The sequence below is a fragment of the Aneurinibacillus sp. UBA3580 genome (genome assembly GCF_002375825.1).
Lineage (GTDB): Bacteria > Bacillota > Bacilli > Aneurinibacillales > Aneurinibacillaceae > Aneurinibacillus > Aneurinibacillus danicus.
In genome coordinates, this window is sequence record NZ_DFMZ01000016.1 from 3575 (window position 1) to 20929 (window position 17355).

Here is a 17355-nt window from a genome sequence, read left to right on the forward strand (position 1 = left end):
ACATTCCTGCTGCGCTACCTGCAGCAGAAACCGGATTCAGCGGTTCGGCAAGCGTTAAACAAATGGGACAGCTATCTGCTTCGATATATCGACAGATACAACCAGCAGGTAGACGGTCGCACAATCAGCTTTATTCCTGATTATGTCGGCCATGAAGGCAGCAGGCGCACACATACGTCGCTTAACCACCTGGCGGCCAATATGAATTATCTACTTGAAGCGTATCTGTATGACCGGGATCCCGCCAAGAAAAAAGCGGCTGAAAAACTGTACGCAGCATTGGAAGTCACCAATCAAAAGTGGATTCGTCCGGACTCTAACTTCTATTACGCGCTTACGCCTTCCTTCTCGCCTTATCCGGCGGAGGACTATTATAAACTAACGCGCGACGACTTGCTCCATTCGCAAACGCTGCTGGTTCTGCTTCACGGACAGCGCAGTAAAACGCTGCAATATTTAATCGAGCAAAAGGAAAAATGGATAAACGCCCATCCGGCACCGGAAGTGAAATTTCCAGAAATCAAAACCCCCTGACCGCTCGGCAATCAGGGGGTTCTTTACGTGTGTTTATGCTTTTTTGTTCTTTCTTTTTGAAGCAACAAACATGACGGTTAACAAAATGAGCGGAATCGCCATGGACCCGATTAATCCAAATATTGCAATTTGTTGTCCACCCATACGAGCGTACCCCCCTGTGCTAATTTGATTCCATTGTAATAAAAAGAGGCAGGCTGCGTCTACCGCGATCCCGTTCATTTTACACAGGTAGCCCTGTCTTTTTAATCAATTGTAAAACTTTCTTCACATTTTTCAGTTTGCCTTCGCTGCAACGCTTTTACGATTTGACGCAGCCACCGCGTATCCCCAAGCGACTTTACAAGCAGATATAAGTCGAGCCATTCGTCAACGGTAAACGGCTTCCCCGAAGTGCGGTTTTTCAGCATCATACGAGTAAACGCCGAATGTTCAGCAAATGAAATCGCCCTTTCTTCTTTCGATGTATGAAGGCGCTGCAGACACTGCTTTAAATCTTCTTTCACCTGCTCTACCAGCTCATGATGTTCGCAGTAGCAGCATCGGTATATAGGCACATGTTCAATTTGGGTATGATTCATATACACTAGTTTGCGCAAATATAAATGCATCACATGGCCGCAGCGGGCACATTGTTTCTCCATTGCCAGTTCCCCTTTCCCGTCACACACTGTCGGTTTGCCTTATATGTATTCAGGGAAAGGGCGGTTTAACCCTCTTTAATAGCGAGCGTTAATTTTTCGACATGCCGGACAGATCGCCACTCTTGCCGCGCTGCCCTCCTCATTTTCCACTGTATATCCTTTCAAACTTTCATTCGAATCACAATACATACACTCGGAAGAGAAATCCATGTCAAAGTTCGCTTTCCAGGCAAATGGCTTGAAAACTTGACCGATGCCAATCCATTGCGACATTTCGCTCATTTTGCAACCTCCTTGCATTCACCAGCATTCTTTTCTTCGATATTTTCTATCATGAACAATAACTATCTGCTTTATACGAATTGCAAGAAAATAATTACTTTCACATTGTCCCATCCGCCACATACACTGTATAGATAACGTTTATGTATCGACGCCAATACTGTGTTCAAACCACAAAAGGATATCGATACATCTGTATGTAATTCATACTGGCAGGAAGGAGGAAAGTGATTGAAACGAAAAACCGCTCATGTAACCAGAACATTCCGTAAACCTTCCCACATGCATCCCGCTAACTTCTTCGTTCCTATCGTGGAAAAAACAACACCGGCCATCATCTCTATCACTACGGAAGACTATGTTGTAAATCGAAAAATGTCACAAATCCTGCACCACTTTCTGTTTCCCAATTCCCAGGCACCCGGAAAAGAGGTGCGCCGCAGCTTCGGCACCGGCTTTATTATTCATCCGCGGGGATATGTGCTCACAAGCGAACATGTCATTCACAATGCTAAAACCATTTACGTCAAGCTGGCTTCCGGCGAAACAAAGCCAGCAGAGGTTATGTGGAGCGACCAAAAGCGCGATCTCACCCTTCTCCGTATCACAACAGTACGCGGCCCGCTTCCCGTACTCCCGCTCGGCTCTTCCACTGAAGTCCAAGTAGGTGAAATGGTCATCTCCATCGGCAATCCGCTCGGGCTTGAGAATACCGTAACCACCGGTATTATTAGCGCAAAAAACCGGCCGGTACAAATCGCCGGCCGGAAATACGAAGATATTATTCAAACGGATGCCGCCATTAATCCTGGAAACAGCGGCGGACCACTTATCAATATGAACGGCGAAGCGATCGGCATGAACGCCTTTATCATCCGGGACAACCATGGGCTTGGTTTCGCTATCGGGATTGACAGTATCAAACCGCTCATCCGTAAATTTCTGTAGACATTTATTCGTACGACGTGCTGACAAACTCCACATCCGGATTCTTCTCTTTCGCCCAGCGCTCGGCGAACTCATTCTCCAGTAATACCACCAATCTTCCTTCCCGGTCGCGCACTACCAGGCTTCCCCCGTATTGAATCAAATTCAATTCATGTTCTTTCTTATTTCCTTTTACCCAGCGGGCCAGTGAATAGCCTAACGGTTGAATTTCAACCTCCACGCCGTATTCGCCCCGCATCCGGTGTTCGAACACCTCGAGCTGCAACTGGCCCACGACGCCAAGAATCAGCGTCTCGGCGCCGGGGGCAGCCGTAGTGAAATACTGGACAGCCCCTTCTTCCGTCAGCTGCTGCATCCCTTTATGGAATTGCTTATGCTTCATTGCGTCTTTAGCACGTACTCGCGCAAAAATTTCCGGCGAGAAATGCGGAATGCCGGCAAAATTAAACGTCTGGTTTCCTTCTACCAGCGTATCCCCGATTCCGAATGTACCCGGATCGAACAATCCAATAATATCCCCCGGGTATGCTTCTTCGACAATGTTACGTTCCTGCGCCAGGAATTGCTGTGGTTGAGATAACTTGATGCGTTTACCGGTACGAACATGCTGCACCGCCATGCCGCGGTTGAACGTACCCGATACAATCCGCAAAAAAGCGATGCGGTCACGGTGAGCCGGATTCATGTTAGCCTGGATTTTGAATACAAAGCCGGAAAACTTGCCGCTATCCGGCTGTATCAGTCCTTTGTCGCTCATGCGCGGCGCCGGACTTGGCGCAAGACGAAGGAAATACTCGAGGAATGACTGCACCCCGAAATTGGTCAGCGCACTGCCGAAGAAGACAGGCGTAAGTAAGCCTGTGCTGACTTTCTCCATGTCAAACGGGTCGCCCGCAATGTCTAAAAGCTCGATATCTTCTTCAAGCTTCGCATACAGCGTTTCCCCGATGATTGCTTTCACTCTGGCATTGCTTTCCCCATCCTGAAATGCAGGAATAATATTGCGTTCCTTCTCCCCGCGCTTAAACAGCTCAACCCACTGCTTCTCCCGGTCATATACGCCGTGAAAATCGATCCCTGATCCGATCGGCCAGTTCATCGGACACGAACGGATGCCAAGCACCTCTTCCAGTTCCTCAAGAAGCTCCAGCGGATCTTTCGCATCGCGATCCATTTTATTGATGAATGTGAAGATTGGAATCTTCCGCATGCGGCATACTTCAAACAGCTTAATCGTCTGCGGCTCTACCCCTTTGGCCGCGTCAATCAGCATCACCGCGCTATCGGCCGCGGTCAATGTACGATATGTGTCTTCGCTGAAATCCTGGTGTCCGGGCGTATCCAAAATATTGACCGCATACCCGTCATAGGAGAATTGCATTACGCTTGATGTGACGGAAATACCGCGCTGCTTCTCAATCTCCATCCAGTCAGATGTGGCCTGCTTCGATTTGCGGCTTTTGACCATCCCCGCAGTATGAATCGCACCACCGAAATACAACAGCTTTTCGGTCAGCGTCGTTTTTCCGGCGTCCGGGTGCGAGATGATCGCAAATGTTTTTCTTGTTTCTTGCTTAGCCATATATGTAAAAAAGCCTCCGTTTTCTTGAGTTTGCAACACATTTAACTATACCATGTTTCCTTGCCGCAAAAAAGAAAAAGAGAACGCCTCCTCGGAAGCATTCTCTTTCTGTGCAGTACGCTCTGTTAACGGAACGGCGCAGTGACTGAGCGGCCGATATCGCGAATGAGTACGGCAATATCCCGGCCGGTTGTGCGCAGCGCATTTGCCCCCATTCCGCCCATCCGATCGCTCAACGTACGTATACGCTGTGTCAGTGTTTTGTCTGCGGTGACGTGAACGGCGTACCCGGGTTCAGCACGCTTAACGGCTTCATATACGCTGCGCTCTAACATTTTCATATTGGACGCCGTGCTCCCTTCGATCCCGATAACCGCGTCATTTCCATGCACAACCACAGTAGCGCGGGTCACCCCGTTTACATTCGACGCAATCCGGGCTATGCGTTCAGCTACCTGTTGGTTCTGCTGTGCCGTCCCATCAGGACGAACGCCATAAGCGTTATAACGGTCAGGAACAGCATTCGGGTACGGATACAGACGCGCCATATCGGGACGCAGCCCATAGTACTGTGTACCATATGGACGAATGCCGAGATTGTCGTTCATCGTCGTGCCGTTTGTATTATACTGGTTCAAACGGTACGTTTCGGACTGTGTTCTCGCCGCGTTATCCGTTCCGGTACGCGGCCCGCAGGCGGCAAGCGTGCCGGCCATCGTCAGGGCAAGCGAAGCGGCAACAACCATTTTTACCGGTTTGTACATAGATAGGTCACTCCCATCTTTCGTTTGTGCAGCTAAAACAGAAGTCACCGTGAAAATAAATGGCAAAGGGCCGGAATTTATCGTTCCTACCTTTTTTTCCTGCGTTATCCTCTGTTAGGATAATTAATGGCCGGGTTCACTTGGCTGAGAAATACTAGAAAGAGCGTCGCCCGCCTCATTCTGGTAAATATCCTGAACTGCCAGGTCACCTAGAGCGACAATGCCTACGACCTGGTTATTATCAACAACCGGCAAACGGCGAATTTGATTTTTTGCCATAAGGGCAGCCGCCTCATGTACGTCCATTTGTGCCGGTGCCGTAACGATATTGTGCGTCATGATATCGCGCACCTTTGTCTGGCTGTCGCGATTCTGAGCTGAAGCGCGGATCGCGATATCACGGTCTGTAATCATCCCTACGCACTGACCGTTTTCCACAACCGGAACAGCTCCCACATTGTAGCTGTTCATGATGTTTGCCGCTTCCTGAAGCGTTTGGTTCGGCTGTACCGTAGCCACCTGACGGGTCATGATATCCTGTAAACGTTGTGACATTTTTTTCCCTCCCGTGTGCGTATGTCGGATTCAGGTGAATCCTTTTATAGCGTGATAAATAAAGATAAAATGTATGCGTGGGTAATTCTGCAAAGGAGGGCTGCTGTGAAGGTTTTACTTTTATTTCTTACACTGTGGGTTGGCCTTGGAACATGGGGACTTTCTCCCGTGTCAGCGGCCGACGGCAAACTGGCCGGCAAAAAGATTGTGTTGATTCCGCTGGACAGCCGACCTGTGAATACTGAATACATAACAATGCTCGGGGAAATAAGCGGAACGTCCGTCGTCTACCCGAAGGAAGGGATGGATGAATACAAGCGGTCTGCCGACTATCCAAAAATAAAAGCATTCTTAATGCGCGAACTCCCCAAAGCAGACGCTGTCTTTATCTGCGTACCTCAGTGGCTGAACGGGAGCCTAATCGAAGGAAGACATACAATGAGCTACATTTTGAATGGCCATCGGCTAGATGATTTGAAATCCATCCTATCTGCCTATAAAGACAAAAAAGTGTACCTCATCGGGCTTATCCCCCGGGAAAAACCTTCCTATGCAGGCGCTGCTTTTTCTTATGCGACGGAACTTACGCAGTACGGACGCAAGTACGCACAGTACATGCTGTCCAAGACGGAAGTTAGCCGCAATTATATGCTGTATTTTCTGCGCAAACTGGAAAGCTCAATTCCATCTATGTACGTGAAGGATTATTTACGTTTATTTAATGAAAACGCGCGGGTTTTATATATACTGTCCGATTGGGCTAAGGCCGGTCTCGTCGATGAAGTAGTTATCGGCACCGATGATACAAGCGACATTGGATTACCGAAACTCAACGAGTGGAGAATCCGTCAGTACTGCCGCGAACAGGGGATTCGCAATGTTCATATTATGACAGGAGCGGACGATATTACCGCTCTTCTGCTGGCACGATACAAAAATGAGGTGACCGGCTCTGCATCCCGCTATGACATTACCTTCTCCCATGAAGGATTAAAAGGCAAAATCAAGGCATACGACGGGCAGCCTTTGAACGAAGTCATCCGGGATAAGATCGCGTTCGTTCAACCTGAGGAGCCAGTGAACAGTGTACCTGCCTCCCTGTCGCTCTATATCCATTCACACGAAGAATCCATTGAAAAGCTCAAACGCTGGATTCATGAAAACCCTGGACGTGTACGCGGCGTGGCCGACGTATCGTACGCAGGCTTCCTCGATACGGTTTGGATGGAGAACTATCTGCGGCAGCAGCTTTCCCGCGAGATTGATAGCTTTGCGGCGTGGAATACGAGCGGTAATACACTGGGTCTGCTTGTGGCTCACATGGAGATGATCCGCGATCAGCCAACCTGGAATACTGCGCACGAGAAATGGCTGACGCTTCGCTATGCTGAAGATTATTATTATAACGTTATTAAACGTTACGAATTTGCGATGCGTTACCCTTCCACTATGGAGCTTTCACCTAATGAAGAAGAAGCGTTAATGAAAGAGGTTGAGACGCAAACCAATAAATTTCTGACTCCTCTTTCCCTTGCCACGCGCAGAGACGGACATCAAGAATCTGTACCTGTTCCTATTCGCGTTGAAAAAGCCGCACTTCCATGGCACCGCATTTTTGAAATTCGCTATATATGGAGGTAAAAAAAGACGGACATCCCCAATCCGTATCGGAGATGTGCGTCTTTTTTCATTTTGCCTTCGCTGTTGTAATAATCTTTGCGATTTCCGGGATTTTCATATTGCTGCTAAGATCATACGTACCGAAACGTACCGAACCCATAAGGCTGAAATCATTTAAATACTTCAACAGCACTTTTTTATCCTTGATAATATGGACCTCCTGCAGCTTATCAGCCACTTCTTCCGGACTCATGCCTTTCCCGATTACCAGGCGATATGTGTATACTTTCTCCTCAGGCTGTACCGCCGGTTTCGGCTGCGGCTGTTGACTTGCTGCCGTGTTTGCCAGAGACGGAGCAGGCATTTGGATTTCTTTGATTGGCTGACTTGCAGGATCCTGCTTCTGCACGCTCTCAGCCTTGGCTTTCTTCTCAGGCAGCTCCCTGTAATAAACGAACGACAGTACTGCGGTTGAAAATAAGATGCCGGCGGCGAACCCGCGCAATCCTTGCTTTGTTACTTTAAGCACCCTCTTTTTTCTCCTTTATGCTTTCTTTCGCGTGGCGATTGTCTGCAATCTTTCGATTCGCCTGCGCACCCAGCGTATTCTGTACCTGGTGGATTTCTTTAAGAATCTGAATGGACAGATTCTCTACCTTCTCTTCCAACTGTCCGGCCTGATCTTTCTCCTTATAAAAGGAGTAAATGAGAATCCCAATACCAAGCAAAAGTAAGCCGATAATTGTATACTCCATAGTTTCCTCCATTCATTCGTTTATTTGTTCGTTCCCGGATGCATGTTTTTCTGCCTTTTCCTTTATACCATACCTACATGAAAATACAAGGGAAAATCGACACTGAAACCGTTTTCTCCCATTTTGTTACACGAATTTTGTCGAATAATGCATTCGTCCTTTTTTGAAAAAAAACTGTACTTTGTACAAACCGTCCTCCCATATCTATAGGAAAGGTTAAACACATCGAAAGGAGCGCAAGCACATGCATACGTTTCGCAAAAAGTATCGCGTATACGCAAGCCCGTGTGATCCATGTCCGCCGATGACCAGAAAAACATATGAAACTCCGCCGCAGTTGTATATGGGCTTTCAGCCCTATGGATTGCCACAATACCCACCAGCAGAGGCACTATGTCTAGGGACTCTATGGCCCGCCCTGTATGCCCCGTACCAAAACCCGTATAAAGACAAACACGGCAAGGGAGGGGGAGACGCATGAAGCAGACGGATGAACAGTACCGTGACCTTTTGCTCGAAATCCAACAGGTTGACTTTGTTATTATTGAGTTGAATTTGTATCTTAATACCCACCCGCATGACCATGCAGCTATTGCACAATACAACGAGTATGTACAGCGCAGCATGCAACTGAAAAAGAATTTCGAGGCAATATATGGTCCGTTGACCAGTTTTGGTTACAGCTATTCCCCTATCCCTTGGAAATGGAAGGATGCTCCCTGGCCCTGGCAAGTATAGTATCAAAAAATGAAGGTAAAGGAGGCGAGCGGATTTGTGGTTTTATGAAAAAAAACTGCAGTATCCGGTACGGGTAAGCAAATGTGATGTGCGGATGGCAAAATTCTTAATCGAACAATACGGAGGCGCGGACGGAGAGCTGGCCGCAGCGCTGCGTTATCTAAATCAGCGCTATACAGTGCCCGAAAAAGTCATTGGAGTTCTAAATGATATCGGAACGGAAGAACTCGCTCACCTGGAGATGATTGCGACAATGGTGTATAAATTAACGAAAGATGCCACGCCTGAAGAATTGGAAAAAGCCGGACTCGGAGCGCATTACGCTAATCATGATAAAGCGCTGTTTTATCATAACGCTGCCGGTGCCCCATGGACTGCGACTTATATACAGGCCAAAGGCGATCCAATCGCCGATTTGTACGAAGATATCGCCGCCGAAGAAAAAGCACGCGCTACATACCAGTGGCTGATTAACATGACGGATGATCCGGATTTAATGGATTCACTCAACTTCCTGCGTGAACGCGAAATCGTCCATTCTCAACGCTTCCGTGAAGCGGTAGAGATTCTAAAAGAAGAGCGGGACAGAAAAAAAGTTTTCTAGTAGTAACACGCAATATAAAGAAATAAGAAGCAAGGCAGCTATTTTCTTCTCTCTCCCATCTGCACGCTCAGCGAGAGAAGAAAAAGGCTATCCTTGCTTCCCTGTTTCTTTCACCTTTTCGTTTTCCTACAAAACTATACACCGTTTCCTGGATTTAGCTCCACCATTCCGTTTTTTTCTCGATGGAAACGCGGCGCGATTCGCGGACCATGTTGGACCTGCCGATGTAGACAAGGCCCACAAGCCCGTCTTTTTCTCCGAGTCCGAATACTTCCTTCATAACCGGATGGTAACTTGCGGCCCCGGTCCGCCAGATAGCGCCGTAGCCTAACGCATGGGCTGCCAGCAGCATGTTCTGAATGCTCGCGGCGACTGCGGCGAATTCCTCCGACTCTATCACGTATTCATCCTCGTGCGGCAGACAGGCCACCGCAATCACAAGCGGGGCGCGGAATGCTTTATTCATGCTTTTCTCGTACAATGCCGCCTTCTCCTCTTCAGAAAGCCCTTCGCCTTTTTCAAGCAGCGCTATCTTGGCGTACGCTTCACCGAGCTTCTTCCTTCCATCCCCGGTCAGCACAAAATATTTCCAGGGCTGTGTATTATAGTGGCTTGGTGCCCAGTTGCCCGCTTCGAGAATTTTCTCAATATCTTCGCGTGGTACAGGCTCATCTGTAACCTTGCCAATGGTACGTCTGGTCCGAATTAATTCCAGAAACTCGTTCATGGAATTTTTCCTCCTTCATTTGTCTATATATCTTTTCCCCGCAAAAATGAGGCTAACGGTTCCGCAAACAAATGAGCATCAACCACGCCTGCCATGTGTCCATTCGGGCTGTCGATTTCATAATAAGAAGCGCGTCCGCCCTTCCGATTGATAATATCGACCGCCTGCTTGCTGTACTGCGGTGGGAACAGCAAATCCGATACGCATGGAATCATCAGCACCCGCGCTTGAATCCGTCCGAGCGCTTCCTCGAGGGAATCAAATCCCCGGGCGATATCATGCATCATCACCGCGCGTGCAGTGTATACGTAATGGCTCGCATCATACGGCTGCATGCGCTTCGATACCGCTTCCTTAAAAGCTTCGGCAAATTCCGGGTTTTTCTGATAAGAAGGAGAAATAACATCGCGCTTCGCGTCACGCGGAAACGAAGACTCATACCATCCGTACTGGTATGCCGCAAGATTCATAAGCTGCAGCGCCAAATGCAATCCCGCTTCCGGCTCTTCCCCCTCATCATATGTTCCGTCCTTCCATTTCGGGTCAAGTATAATCGCATCGATTGCAGCCTGCAAATACGCAAGCGAAGTCAACACGGGCGTTTGTGCCCCGCTAATGACAACTACACATGCATCCATCATATCCGGGTAGTGAACCGCCCAATTCAACGCCTGCATACCACCTGCTGAAGGCCCCGCTACCGCCAGCAGCTTCTCAATTCCGAGCGAACGAATAAGCTCTCGTTGGATGCCCGCCATATCCCGGTATGTAAATGCAGGAAACGACGTACCGTACCGCTCTCCGGTCTGTGGATTAACGGTTCTCGGACCGGTTGTTACGACATTCGGGTTCTTCGCCTGAATGTTGCATAGATTGTCCGTACAGAGCACGAAATACCGGTCGGTATCGATGGCTTTACCGGGACCGATCAGCGCGTCCCACCAGCCCGGATCTGCATCGTCGTGACTGTACTTCCCTGCCGCATGGCTGGTTGCGCTGAAAAAGTGACACACCAGTACCGCATTGTTCTTCTTTTCATTTAATTCTCCGTAGGTCTCGAAACCGACCGTAATAGGAATGGTTTCCCCGCATTCCATCCGGTAGCTGTCCAATGAAAACACCTGCTTTTTTACCGTATCCATTCACGCGCCTCCCTTTTTTTCTTTTCCTGCCTGCTCTGTAGTATAACTTTTTGCTTCTTTTTGTTATTATACTAAAGATAAAGAAGGAGGGAGCGCATTGCGGAACATTCGCTATCCGAACGGTAAACTTCCGGCGGGAGCCCAAGGGGGCACGCAGCTTCCCGATCGTATGAAAACCGAAGAATTTCTCGCGCTTGTTCAAGAGAAACAAGCGTCCGCAGCTAACCGCGGCATGTCACTCGAAGAAGAGCTTAACGAGAGCAATGCCTATTATGTGGCACAGGGTATTGCTTCTGTTCACAAAAAGCCGACCCCAATTCAAATTGTTAAAGTTGAGTACCCGGCACGTTCGGCTGCCGTCATTCGGGAAGCTTACTTCCGCCAACCGTCGACAACTGACTATAACGGTGTATACGAAGGACGATACCTCGACTTTGAAGCAAAGGAGACTCGAAACAAGACGTCTCTGCCGCTTGGTAACTTTCATGCCCACCAAATTGATCACATGCGTCTTGTATGTAACCAAAAAGGCATCGCATTCGCGATCATTCGCTTTACGCAGCATGACGAAACGTACGTACTTAGTGCCTCTCACATCATCCGTTTCTGGGAAGAAGCGGCACAGGGAGGCCGTAAATCGATTCCATATGCGTATATCCAGGAGCACGGCCATCTGATTCCGGAGGGCTACCGGCCCCGTATCGACTACCTTTCCGTTATCAAAAAGCATTATTTTTAAGAGGAAAGCGAAGGCGCCGTGACAATAAGGTACGCAAGAAAGGAGCGGGGATTTTGTATCATCGGCTGTATATCGAGTATTTATATTATTTTAATGTAAAGCAGGATTATTACGAATGTCATGAAGTCATGGAAGAATTATGGCTTAACGAAGGACGAAACCGTCTGCTCCAGGCCCTGCTGCAGGTGGCGGTCGGTCTGCACCATTTTCGCAACGGGAATGTAGAAGGCGCCATTCATCTGTTTGAAGCCGCACTCGCAAAATCCAAAGATACATGGAGCGGAAATCTGGGGATCGACACGGAGAAGCTGTTTACCGAAACACGGGAGTATCTGAAGAAGCTATACGCGTACGAACAAGCGCCTTTTTCTTTTTACCCTCTTCACATCTCCATTCTTGATCCAGAGCTTACGGAGGCAGTGACAGTTTGCCTGCCGCAAGGCGTTGCGGAAGAAGATAAATTTTAGCGAATTGCAGGGAGGCAGGATAACTGCCTCTTTTTTTGTGAAAATCATGGAAAAAAAGAGGAGAAGAGGAAAGAAGATCCAGGGAAGAAAAAGACGTTCGCTTTTTCCCCATTGAAATCCTCCTCTCGTTCTCTTCTCCTTCTTACCGCAAAAGTCAGCCGCCCCCCTTATTTTTATGTCGAGGTTACGGCTGAGATGCCATAGTGGTTTTCTGTGAAAAAGGTTGACAGGATGCCGGATGGCTCATATAATATCATTAAAGATTATTTATAACCATTTCAAATTAACAACAATAAGCAATAAACAACAAGATTGATTAGTATTTTACAAAACCGTGTAAAGGAATTAAAGAGAGAATTCAGGAGGCGATAAGTATGGAGAATAACGTAATCGTGTACACCAGCCAGGGATGCCCTTACTGCAAAAAGGTAAAAGAACAGCTAACCGCATGGGGCATACCATTCGAAGAACGCAACGTATCCGAGAACTATGAATACTTCGAAGAACTGCAGCAGAAGAAGATTTTCGGAACGCCGGCCACCTACATTAACAACAAACTGGTCCTCGGCTTCCAGGAAGCCAAGATGAGAAAGCTGCTGAACCTGCCGGACGATTTCGAAGCACCAAAAACAGAAGCGGCATCCCAAACTAAAAACGGTAAAATTCAGGATGAAAGTGGAATCTTCCAATCTGTTGACCAGAAGATTCTCGATGAGGTATACGATTTCGTTACCATCGGAGGCGGACCTGCCGGGGCATCCGCTGCGGTCTATGCAGCACGCGGCCGTCTGAAAACGCTGGTTATTGATAAGGCACCGGCAGCCGGCACGCTGGCTATTACCCATAAGATTGCCAATTATCCGGGAGTACGTGAAGAATTAACCGGGCTTGAGCTTCTGCAGCGCATGCAAGCGCAGGCTCATGACTTCGGCGCAACTTTTGTCCGTACGAATGTACTCTCCGTTGATTTCTCCGATCCGGAGATTAAGAAACTGGAAGTAGCCGAGGGTACTATTAAGGCAAAGAGCGTATTTATCGCCGTCGGAGCTAAAGCGCCTTCCAGCAAAATTAAGGGCGAGGAAGAATTCACCGGGCGCGGCGTAAGCTACTGCTCTACTTGCGATGCCGCATTCTTCCAGGACAGAACCGTCATCGTAACCGGCGATAATGAAGAAGCGGTGCACGAAGCAGAATCCCTGTCCAAGTTCTGTAAAGAAGTGCGTTTCCTTATCCCGACAGGCACGCTCAAAGGTCAGGCTGACCTGTCTAAGCTCGAAACTAAAGATAACGTGAAAATTTATAAAAAATACCGGGTAAAAGAAATTCTGGGCGAAAACAGCGTAGAAAAAGCGGTCATACAAACCGATCAAAAAGAACTGGAAACCTGGGATATCGACGGAGTTTTCCTCTATCTCGCAGGCATGAAGCCGGGCACGGATTTCCTAAAAGACGCTGTATCACGGGACGTAGAAGGTTATGTGAATGTGGATGATATGCTGCAGACGAACGTGCCGGGCGTATTTGCCGGCGGAGATGCCCGCAGAACGCCAATCAAACAGGCCGTGCTCTCCGCAGCGGATGGAGCCATTGCAGCCCTTGGAGCGGATGCCTATGTGAATAACCGTTCCCAGCTTCGCCCGCAATACAGCTAACGGTTCGCTCTATCCAGCAAAAAAAGCCGGACTTCCCTCTTATGGAAGATCCGGCTTTTCTGCTGCCTTTGTTTTCCCTATATTACTCTGCATTTTCTTCGCTGTCCTCTTCTGACATACGCGTTAACAATTCCGTCACCTGCTGCACTCCATTTCCAATGATGTATGCATACATCGAGCTTTGTTCCGCTTCGCAACTTTGCCTATTCTTCTCCATCATGCCCTCCTTGTATAGTACCGACCTGCTCATTTCAATTTACGCTTATAATCACGGTGTTGACTTGTTATTTACTACCCTAAAGATGCAATCTTTGATTCGATCGAGAAAGTAAAAGTAACCATCCTCGTCTGTATATCCGCGATCCCCCGTATGAAACCAGCCGTTTTTCATTGCTTCTTCTGTTTTTTCAGGTATCTTATAATAGCCGTCAAACTGCGTGTAAGGCACGTTTTCACGTACAATAATTTCTCCGGGCTCCCTTGGCGGCTGCTCTTCATCCCATTCATTTACTACTTTAAGCGAAACTGCGGCAGCGGTTTCCCAATTGAGCCAACCTTAATATTTTCCATAGGGTTGCACAGGCAAACGGTCGCAGATTCCGTTAATCCGTACCCTTCTACAATCGTTAGATCAAACCGCTTCTCAAATTCGTTCCAGATTTCCTTAGGAGCCGCGCCACCAAAAATCCGGGTTACAGAATTATTTTTCTCCATTGAGGACCAGATACGTATAAGCTTCATCTTTATATCCCAAAAAAATATCCCCGGGTATGGAAGCCGCCTGATATCGAATCAGTTGCACCATATTTTCATGCTGCTCCTTCATTTTATTCCCTCTCTTTCACGTTTTTTCGCCTGTCCAAGCAAAAACAAGCATCCTTTTAATAAGCAAAAGAAATGCCAATGATAAATCCTGATATGATAAAGGAAAAAGAAAAGAATCTCGCATTTCCGCATAAGCAAAAATGCATAGTACATTTGCATTTTTAAGAAAATTTTTATACTCTTAGTAAAAAATAAAGAGGGATTTTTATGTATAAATCCGTTTATTTTCAAGATAAGAGCGTAAATGAAATCGCCGACCTATTCTACTCTATTTTTAATACCTCCCAGGATGGACTCTACATATGTGATAAGGAAGGAAATACACTTTTATTTAATACAGCTTTTTTGCAAATATCTGGGATTTCTGAGGACTTGCTTTACAAATATAATGTGTTTGAACTCCTTGAACGCAATATTACCCCGAATTCCTGTGCCGCAGTAACCGTACGGACAAAGACTCCCCATAACACGATCATCGACTACTATAACGGAAAGAAAGCGATTCTGACTTCCACTCCTCTGTTTGATAAAAACAACGAGCTTGAATGTGTGGTCTCTAACGTTCGAGATATCACGGAGCTTAATCGCCTGCAGGAAGAATTGGAGGAAACCCGACAGATTAATTCAAAATTTCAAGAGGCTCTTTCGAAGATTCAGAATGATTTTCAGACCATTCACCAGCTTGTATACCGCAGTAAAGAAATGCATAGGATCGTTTCACTGGCGACCCGATTTGCCAAAAATGACTCACCTATCCTGCTCTTGGGTGAATCAGGGGTAGGAAAGGATGTGGTGGCACAGTACATCCATAATCAAAGCGACCGTCCCGGTTCGTTTATTAAAATCAACTGCGGCGCTATACCCGATCATCTTCTGGAATCAGAACTTTTCGGTTACGAAAAAGGAGCATTTACCGGTGCAAGCAAGGCTAAATCAGGACTTTTTGAATTAGCCCACAAAGGTTCCATTTTTTTAGATGAAATAGGTGATCTTCCTTATCCTCTACAGGTAAAGCTGCTCAATGTTTTGCAGGAACAGAAAATACGACGTCTGGGCGGAACAGAAACAATTGAAGTGGATATGCGTATTATCGCCGCTACAAATACTGACTTGGAGTCCCTTGTTCAACAAAAAAAGTTTCGTCAGGATCTTTTTTACCGATTAAATGTCTTATCCATCACGATCCCCCCTCTTCGGGAAAGACGTGATGACATCGCTGCGCTTGTTTTTTATTTTTTGGAAAAGCTTCAGCAAAAATACAAGATAAAAAAAGTGATTGATGCGCAGTTGCTGGAGGAATGGCTTGCAAATGACTGGCCCGGTAATGTACGGGAGCTTAAAAATATGGTAGAGAGAGCCTATCATATGAGTGAAACAAATAGAATATCAACCGACATCCTTCCCCAGCCCGCTTTCAAAAATACTTTCCGTCTTCCATCCGGTCAAAGCCCAAGGGAGGACTACCCAATCTCCCTTAAGGAAGCGGTAAATTTATTTGAAAAGGAATTTATTGAAACAATGCTTCGCAAAAGCGGGACAATGAAGGAGTGTGCAGATAAATTGAAGATAGATATTTCAACTCTTGCTCGAAAAAAAGCCAAACTAGGAATTAAATAACTAAGAACCCTGCTTTATGATAAGAAAAACTCGCGGGCGGTGCCGCTCGTCTTCTTTCCACACGGAAAAAGCAACGGCCAGCACACGCCCCGCACGTTTTTCCTCGATTACAATGGAAGGAAAGTATATGTCATTTTATTGCTATAAAGCGACACATACTTTCCTATACCAAAATAAAACCCACTTTCCTTGTTTATTATTTACAAAGGAAAGTGGGTTTTATAGGTATATGCAGTAAGAATATATGGGCCCTGCAGGACTCGAACCTGCGACCAATCGGTTATGAGCCGACCGCTCTACCAACTGAGCTAAGGGCCCTTTATGGGGCGACCGATGGGAATCGAACCCACGAGTGTCGGAGCCACAATCCGATGCGTTAACCACTTCGCCACGGCCGCCATAATGAAAAATGGCGGAGGGAGAGGGATTCGAACCCCCGTGGACTTGCGCCCTAACGGTTTTCAAGACCGCCCCGTTATGACCACTTCGGTATCCCTCCGCAAAATATAAAAATGGCAGGGGCAGTAGGAATCGAACCCACACTGGAGGTTTTGGAGACCTCTGTTCTACCGTTAAACTATGCCCCTGTAACACTTTATTATACAATTCAACTATCCATTACTTTATACTATTTTTCAAAATTCTTCAATAATAAAGGAAATAAAGTAGCGGCGGAGGGAATCGAACCCCCGACCTCACGGGTATGAACCGTACGCTCTAGCCAGCTGAGCTACACCGCCATATATTGAAAACATGGTCGGGAAGACAGGATTTGAACCTGCGACCTCCTCGTCCCGAACGAGGCGCTCTACCAAGCTGAGCCACTTCCCGAAGATGGCGTGCCCGGAGAGACTCGAACTCCCAACCTTCTGATTCGTAGTCAGACACTCTATCCGGTTGAGCTACGGGCACATTTTTTATTTTTAGGATTTTGCGAGTAAATCATGGAGCGGGTGATGGGAATCGAACCCACGTATTCAGCTTGGAAGGCTGATGTTCTACCATTGAACTACACCCGCAATGATACATAAAGTGGCGGAGCCGACGGGACTCGAACCCGCGACCTCCGGAGTGACAGTCCAGCGTGAACTCCAACTTCACCACGGCTCCGCGTTATAAAACTTGATTTTGGACCCCACATGAGTATAGAGGATGCCGGC

At 47.3% G+C, this 17355-nt stretch carries 20 protein-coding genes, 9 tRNA genes and 1 pseudogene; 10 read left to right on the forward strand and 20 right to left on the reverse strand.

All coding sequences use genetic code 11. The features are described 5' to 3' along the window. Positions 1–534 (forward strand): annotated as a pseudogene (locus tag B2899_RS02670) (hypothetical protein); the annotation flags it as partial. A gap of 245 nt (positions 535–779) precedes the next feature. Here B2899_RS02670 and B2899_RS02675 read toward each other — a convergent pair. Together B2899_RS02675 and B2899_RS02680 are read right to left on the reverse strand one after the other, a co-directional pair. Further along, entirely contained in the window at positions 780–1178 is a 399-nt protein-coding gene (locus B2899_RS02675; protein ID WP_146808487.1) for a hypothetical protein, read from the reverse strand. A gap of 75 nt (positions 1179–1253) precedes the next feature. Then, a complete protein-coding gene (locus tag B2899_RS02680) occupies positions 1254–1460 on the reverse strand; it encodes a hypothetical protein (protein WP_246147203.1) in 207 nt (68 codons plus the stop codon). Between the two features lie 231 nt (positions 1461–1691). Here B2899_RS02680 and B2899_RS02685 point away from each other — a divergent pair, with 231 nt between their 5' ends. After that, on the forward strand, positions 1692–2408 hold the full coding sequence (locus B2899_RS02685; RefSeq protein WP_246147204.1) for a S1C family serine protease: 717 nt from the start codon (positions 1692–1694) through the stop codon (positions 2406–2408). Positions 2409–2412: 4 nt separating this feature from the next. On the opposite strand, the gene B2899_RS02690 is transcribed toward B2899_RS02685, so the two are convergent. The 3 genes from B2899_RS02690 to B2899_RS02700 all read right to left on the reverse strand — a co-directional run bounded on the left by B2899_RS02690 (position 2413) and on the right by B2899_RS02700 (position 5309). Beyond that, positions 2413–3990, reverse strand: coding sequence for a peptide chain release factor 3 (locus B2899_RS02690; protein WP_146808489.1), 1578 nt, complete (start codon positions 3988–3990; stop codon positions 2413–2415). 125 nt (positions 3991–4115) lie between these two features. After that, positions 4116–4754 (reverse strand): YhcN/YlaJ family sporulation lipoprotein, encoded by a 639-nt coding sequence (locus B2899_RS02695; RefSeq protein WP_146808490.1) that lies wholly within the window; start codon positions 4752–4754, stop codon positions 4116–4118. Between the two features lie 123 nt (positions 4755–4877). Further along, positions 4878–5309, reverse strand: a complete 432-nt coding sequence (locus tag B2899_RS02700) for a CBS domain-containing protein (RefSeq protein WP_146808491.1) — start codon at positions 5307–5309, stop codon at positions 4878–4880. A gap of 105 nt (positions 5310–5414) precedes the next feature. On the opposite strand from B2899_RS02700, the gene B2899_RS02705 reads away from it, so the two are divergent. Then, on the forward strand, positions 5415–6950 hold the full coding sequence (locus tag B2899_RS02705; RefSeq protein WP_286883884.1) for a DUF4127 family protein: 1536 nt from the start codon (positions 5415–5417) through the stop codon (positions 6948–6950). A 46-nt stretch (positions 6951–6996) separates the two neighbouring features. Here the strand turns inward: B2899_RS02705 and B2899_RS02710 are convergent, their stop codons facing one another. Together B2899_RS02710 and B2899_RS02715 are read right to left on the reverse strand one after the other, a co-directional pair. Beyond that, positions 6997–7458, reverse strand: coding sequence for an endolytic transglycosylase MltG (locus B2899_RS02710; protein WP_146808493.1), 462 nt, complete (start codon positions 7456–7458; stop codon positions 6997–6999). Continuing rightward, the gene (locus tag B2899_RS02715) at positions 7451–7684 is read right to left on the reverse strand and encodes a hypothetical protein (RefSeq protein WP_146808494.1); all 234 of its coding nucleotides are present in this window, start codon (positions 7682–7684) and stop codon (positions 7451–7453) included. Before B2899_RS02715 ends, B2899_RS02710 begins: the two co-directional genes overlap by 8 nt. A gap of 244 nt (positions 7685–7928) precedes the next feature. Here B2899_RS02715 and B2899_RS02720 point away from each other — a divergent pair, with 244 nt between their 5' ends. Genes B2899_RS02720 through B2899_RS02730 form a run of 3 tightly spaced genes read left to right on the forward strand, consistent with a single transcriptional unit; the run spans position 7929 to position 9026 of the window. Beyond that, complete coding sequence (locus B2899_RS02720) at positions 7929–8165, forward strand: spore coat associated protein CotJA (RefSeq protein ID WP_146808495.1); 237 nt, start codon at positions 7929–7931, stop codon at positions 8163–8165. Then, on the forward strand, positions 8162–8422 hold the full coding sequence (locus B2899_RS02725; protein ID WP_146808496.1) for a spore coat protein CotJB: 261 nt from the start codon (positions 8162–8164) through the stop codon (positions 8420–8422). The genes B2899_RS02720 and B2899_RS02725 overlap by 4 nt, the downstream gene beginning before the upstream one ends. A gap of 34 nt (positions 8423–8456) precedes the next feature. After that, complete coding sequence (locus tag B2899_RS02730) at positions 8457–9026, forward strand: manganese catalase family protein (protein WP_286883890.1); 570 nt, start codon at positions 8457–8459, stop codon at positions 9024–9026. 154 nt (positions 9027–9180) lie between these two features. Here the strand turns inward: B2899_RS02730 and B2899_RS02735 are convergent, their stop codons facing one another. Next, positions 9181–9753, reverse strand: a complete 573-nt coding sequence (locus tag B2899_RS02735) for a nitroreductase family protein (protein WP_286883893.1) — start codon at positions 9751–9753, stop codon at positions 9181–9183. Positions 9754–9776: 23 nt separating this feature from the next. Next, complete coding sequence (locus B2899_RS02740) at positions 9777–10895, reverse strand: alpha/beta fold hydrolase (protein WP_146812376.1); 1119 nt, start codon at positions 10893–10895, stop codon at positions 9777–9779. Positions 10896–10992: 97 nt separating this feature from the next. On the opposite strand from B2899_RS02740, the gene recU reads away from it, so the two are divergent. From recU to B2899_RS02755, 3 genes are all read left to right on the forward strand, one after another. Further along, entirely contained in the window at positions 10993–11634 is a 642-nt protein-coding gene (recU, locus tag B2899_RS02745) for a Holliday junction resolvase RecU (protein WP_246147444.1), read from the forward strand. Positions 11635–11687: 53 nt separating this feature from the next. Then, a complete protein-coding gene (locus B2899_RS02750) occupies positions 11688–12101 on the forward strand; it encodes a DUF309 domain-containing protein (protein ID WP_349679037.1) in 414 nt (137 codons plus the stop codon). Positions 12102–12475: 374 nt separating this feature from the next. Further along, positions 12476–13753 carry an FAD-dependent oxidoreductase gene (locus B2899_RS02755; protein WP_286883898.1) on the forward strand — a complete coding sequence of 426 codons (1278 nt, stop codon included), beginning with the start codon at positions 12476–12478 and terminating at the stop codon, positions 13751–13753. A gap of 82 nt (positions 13754–13835) precedes the next feature. On the opposite strand, the gene B2899_RS02760 is transcribed toward B2899_RS02755, so the two are convergent. Both B2899_RS02760 and B2899_RS02765 read right to left on the reverse strand, forming a co-directional pair. Next, entirely contained in the window at positions 13836–13973 is a 138-nt protein-coding gene (locus B2899_RS02760; RefSeq protein WP_170230410.1) for a hypothetical protein, read from the reverse strand. A 290-nt stretch (positions 13974–14263) separates the two neighbouring features. Then, on the reverse strand, positions 14264–14494 hold the full coding sequence (locus tag B2899_RS02765) for an AMP-binding protein (protein ID WP_286883901.1): 231 nt from the start codon (positions 14492–14494) through the stop codon (positions 14264–14266). 291 nt (positions 14495–14785) lie between these two features. Here B2899_RS02765 and B2899_RS02770 point away from each other — a divergent pair, with 291 nt between their 5' ends. Next, positions 14786–16195, forward strand: a complete 1410-nt coding sequence (locus tag B2899_RS02770) for a sigma-54 interaction domain-containing protein (protein WP_286883904.1) — start codon at positions 14786–14788, stop codon at positions 16193–16195. 245 nt (positions 16196–16440) lie between these two features. On the opposite strand, the gene B2899_RS02775 is transcribed toward B2899_RS02770, so the two are convergent. The 9 genes from B2899_RS02775 to B2899_RS02815 all read right to left on the reverse strand — a co-directional run bounded on the left by B2899_RS02775 (position 16441) and on the right by B2899_RS02815 (position 17305). Then, positions 16441–16513 (reverse strand) — tRNA-Ile (locus B2899_RS02775). A gap of 4 nt (positions 16514–16517) precedes the next feature. Then, positions 16518–16593: transfer RNA gene (locus B2899_RS02780), tRNA-His, on the reverse strand. Between the two features lie 12 nt (positions 16594–16605). Next, positions 16606–16694: transfer RNA gene (locus B2899_RS02785), tRNA-Ser, on the reverse strand. Positions 16695–16708: 14 nt separating this feature from the next. Then, a tRNA-Trp gene (locus tag B2899_RS02790) sits at positions 16709–16782 on the reverse strand. A 79-nt stretch (positions 16783–16861) separates the two neighbouring features. After that, positions 16862–16935 (reverse strand) — tRNA-Met (locus B2899_RS02795). A gap of 14 nt (positions 16936–16949) precedes the next feature. Then, positions 16950–17026, reverse strand: a tRNA-Pro gene (locus B2899_RS02800). Positions 17027–17030: 4 nt separating this feature from the next. Continuing rightward, positions 17031–17107 (reverse strand) — tRNA-Arg (locus B2899_RS02805). Between the two features lie 33 nt (positions 17108–17140). Next, positions 17141–17214: transfer RNA gene (locus B2899_RS02810), tRNA-Gly, on the reverse strand. Between the two features lie 14 nt (positions 17215–17228). Beyond that, positions 17229–17305: transfer RNA gene (locus tag B2899_RS02815), tRNA-Asp, on the reverse strand. Positions 17306–17355 lie beyond the last annotated feature (50 nt).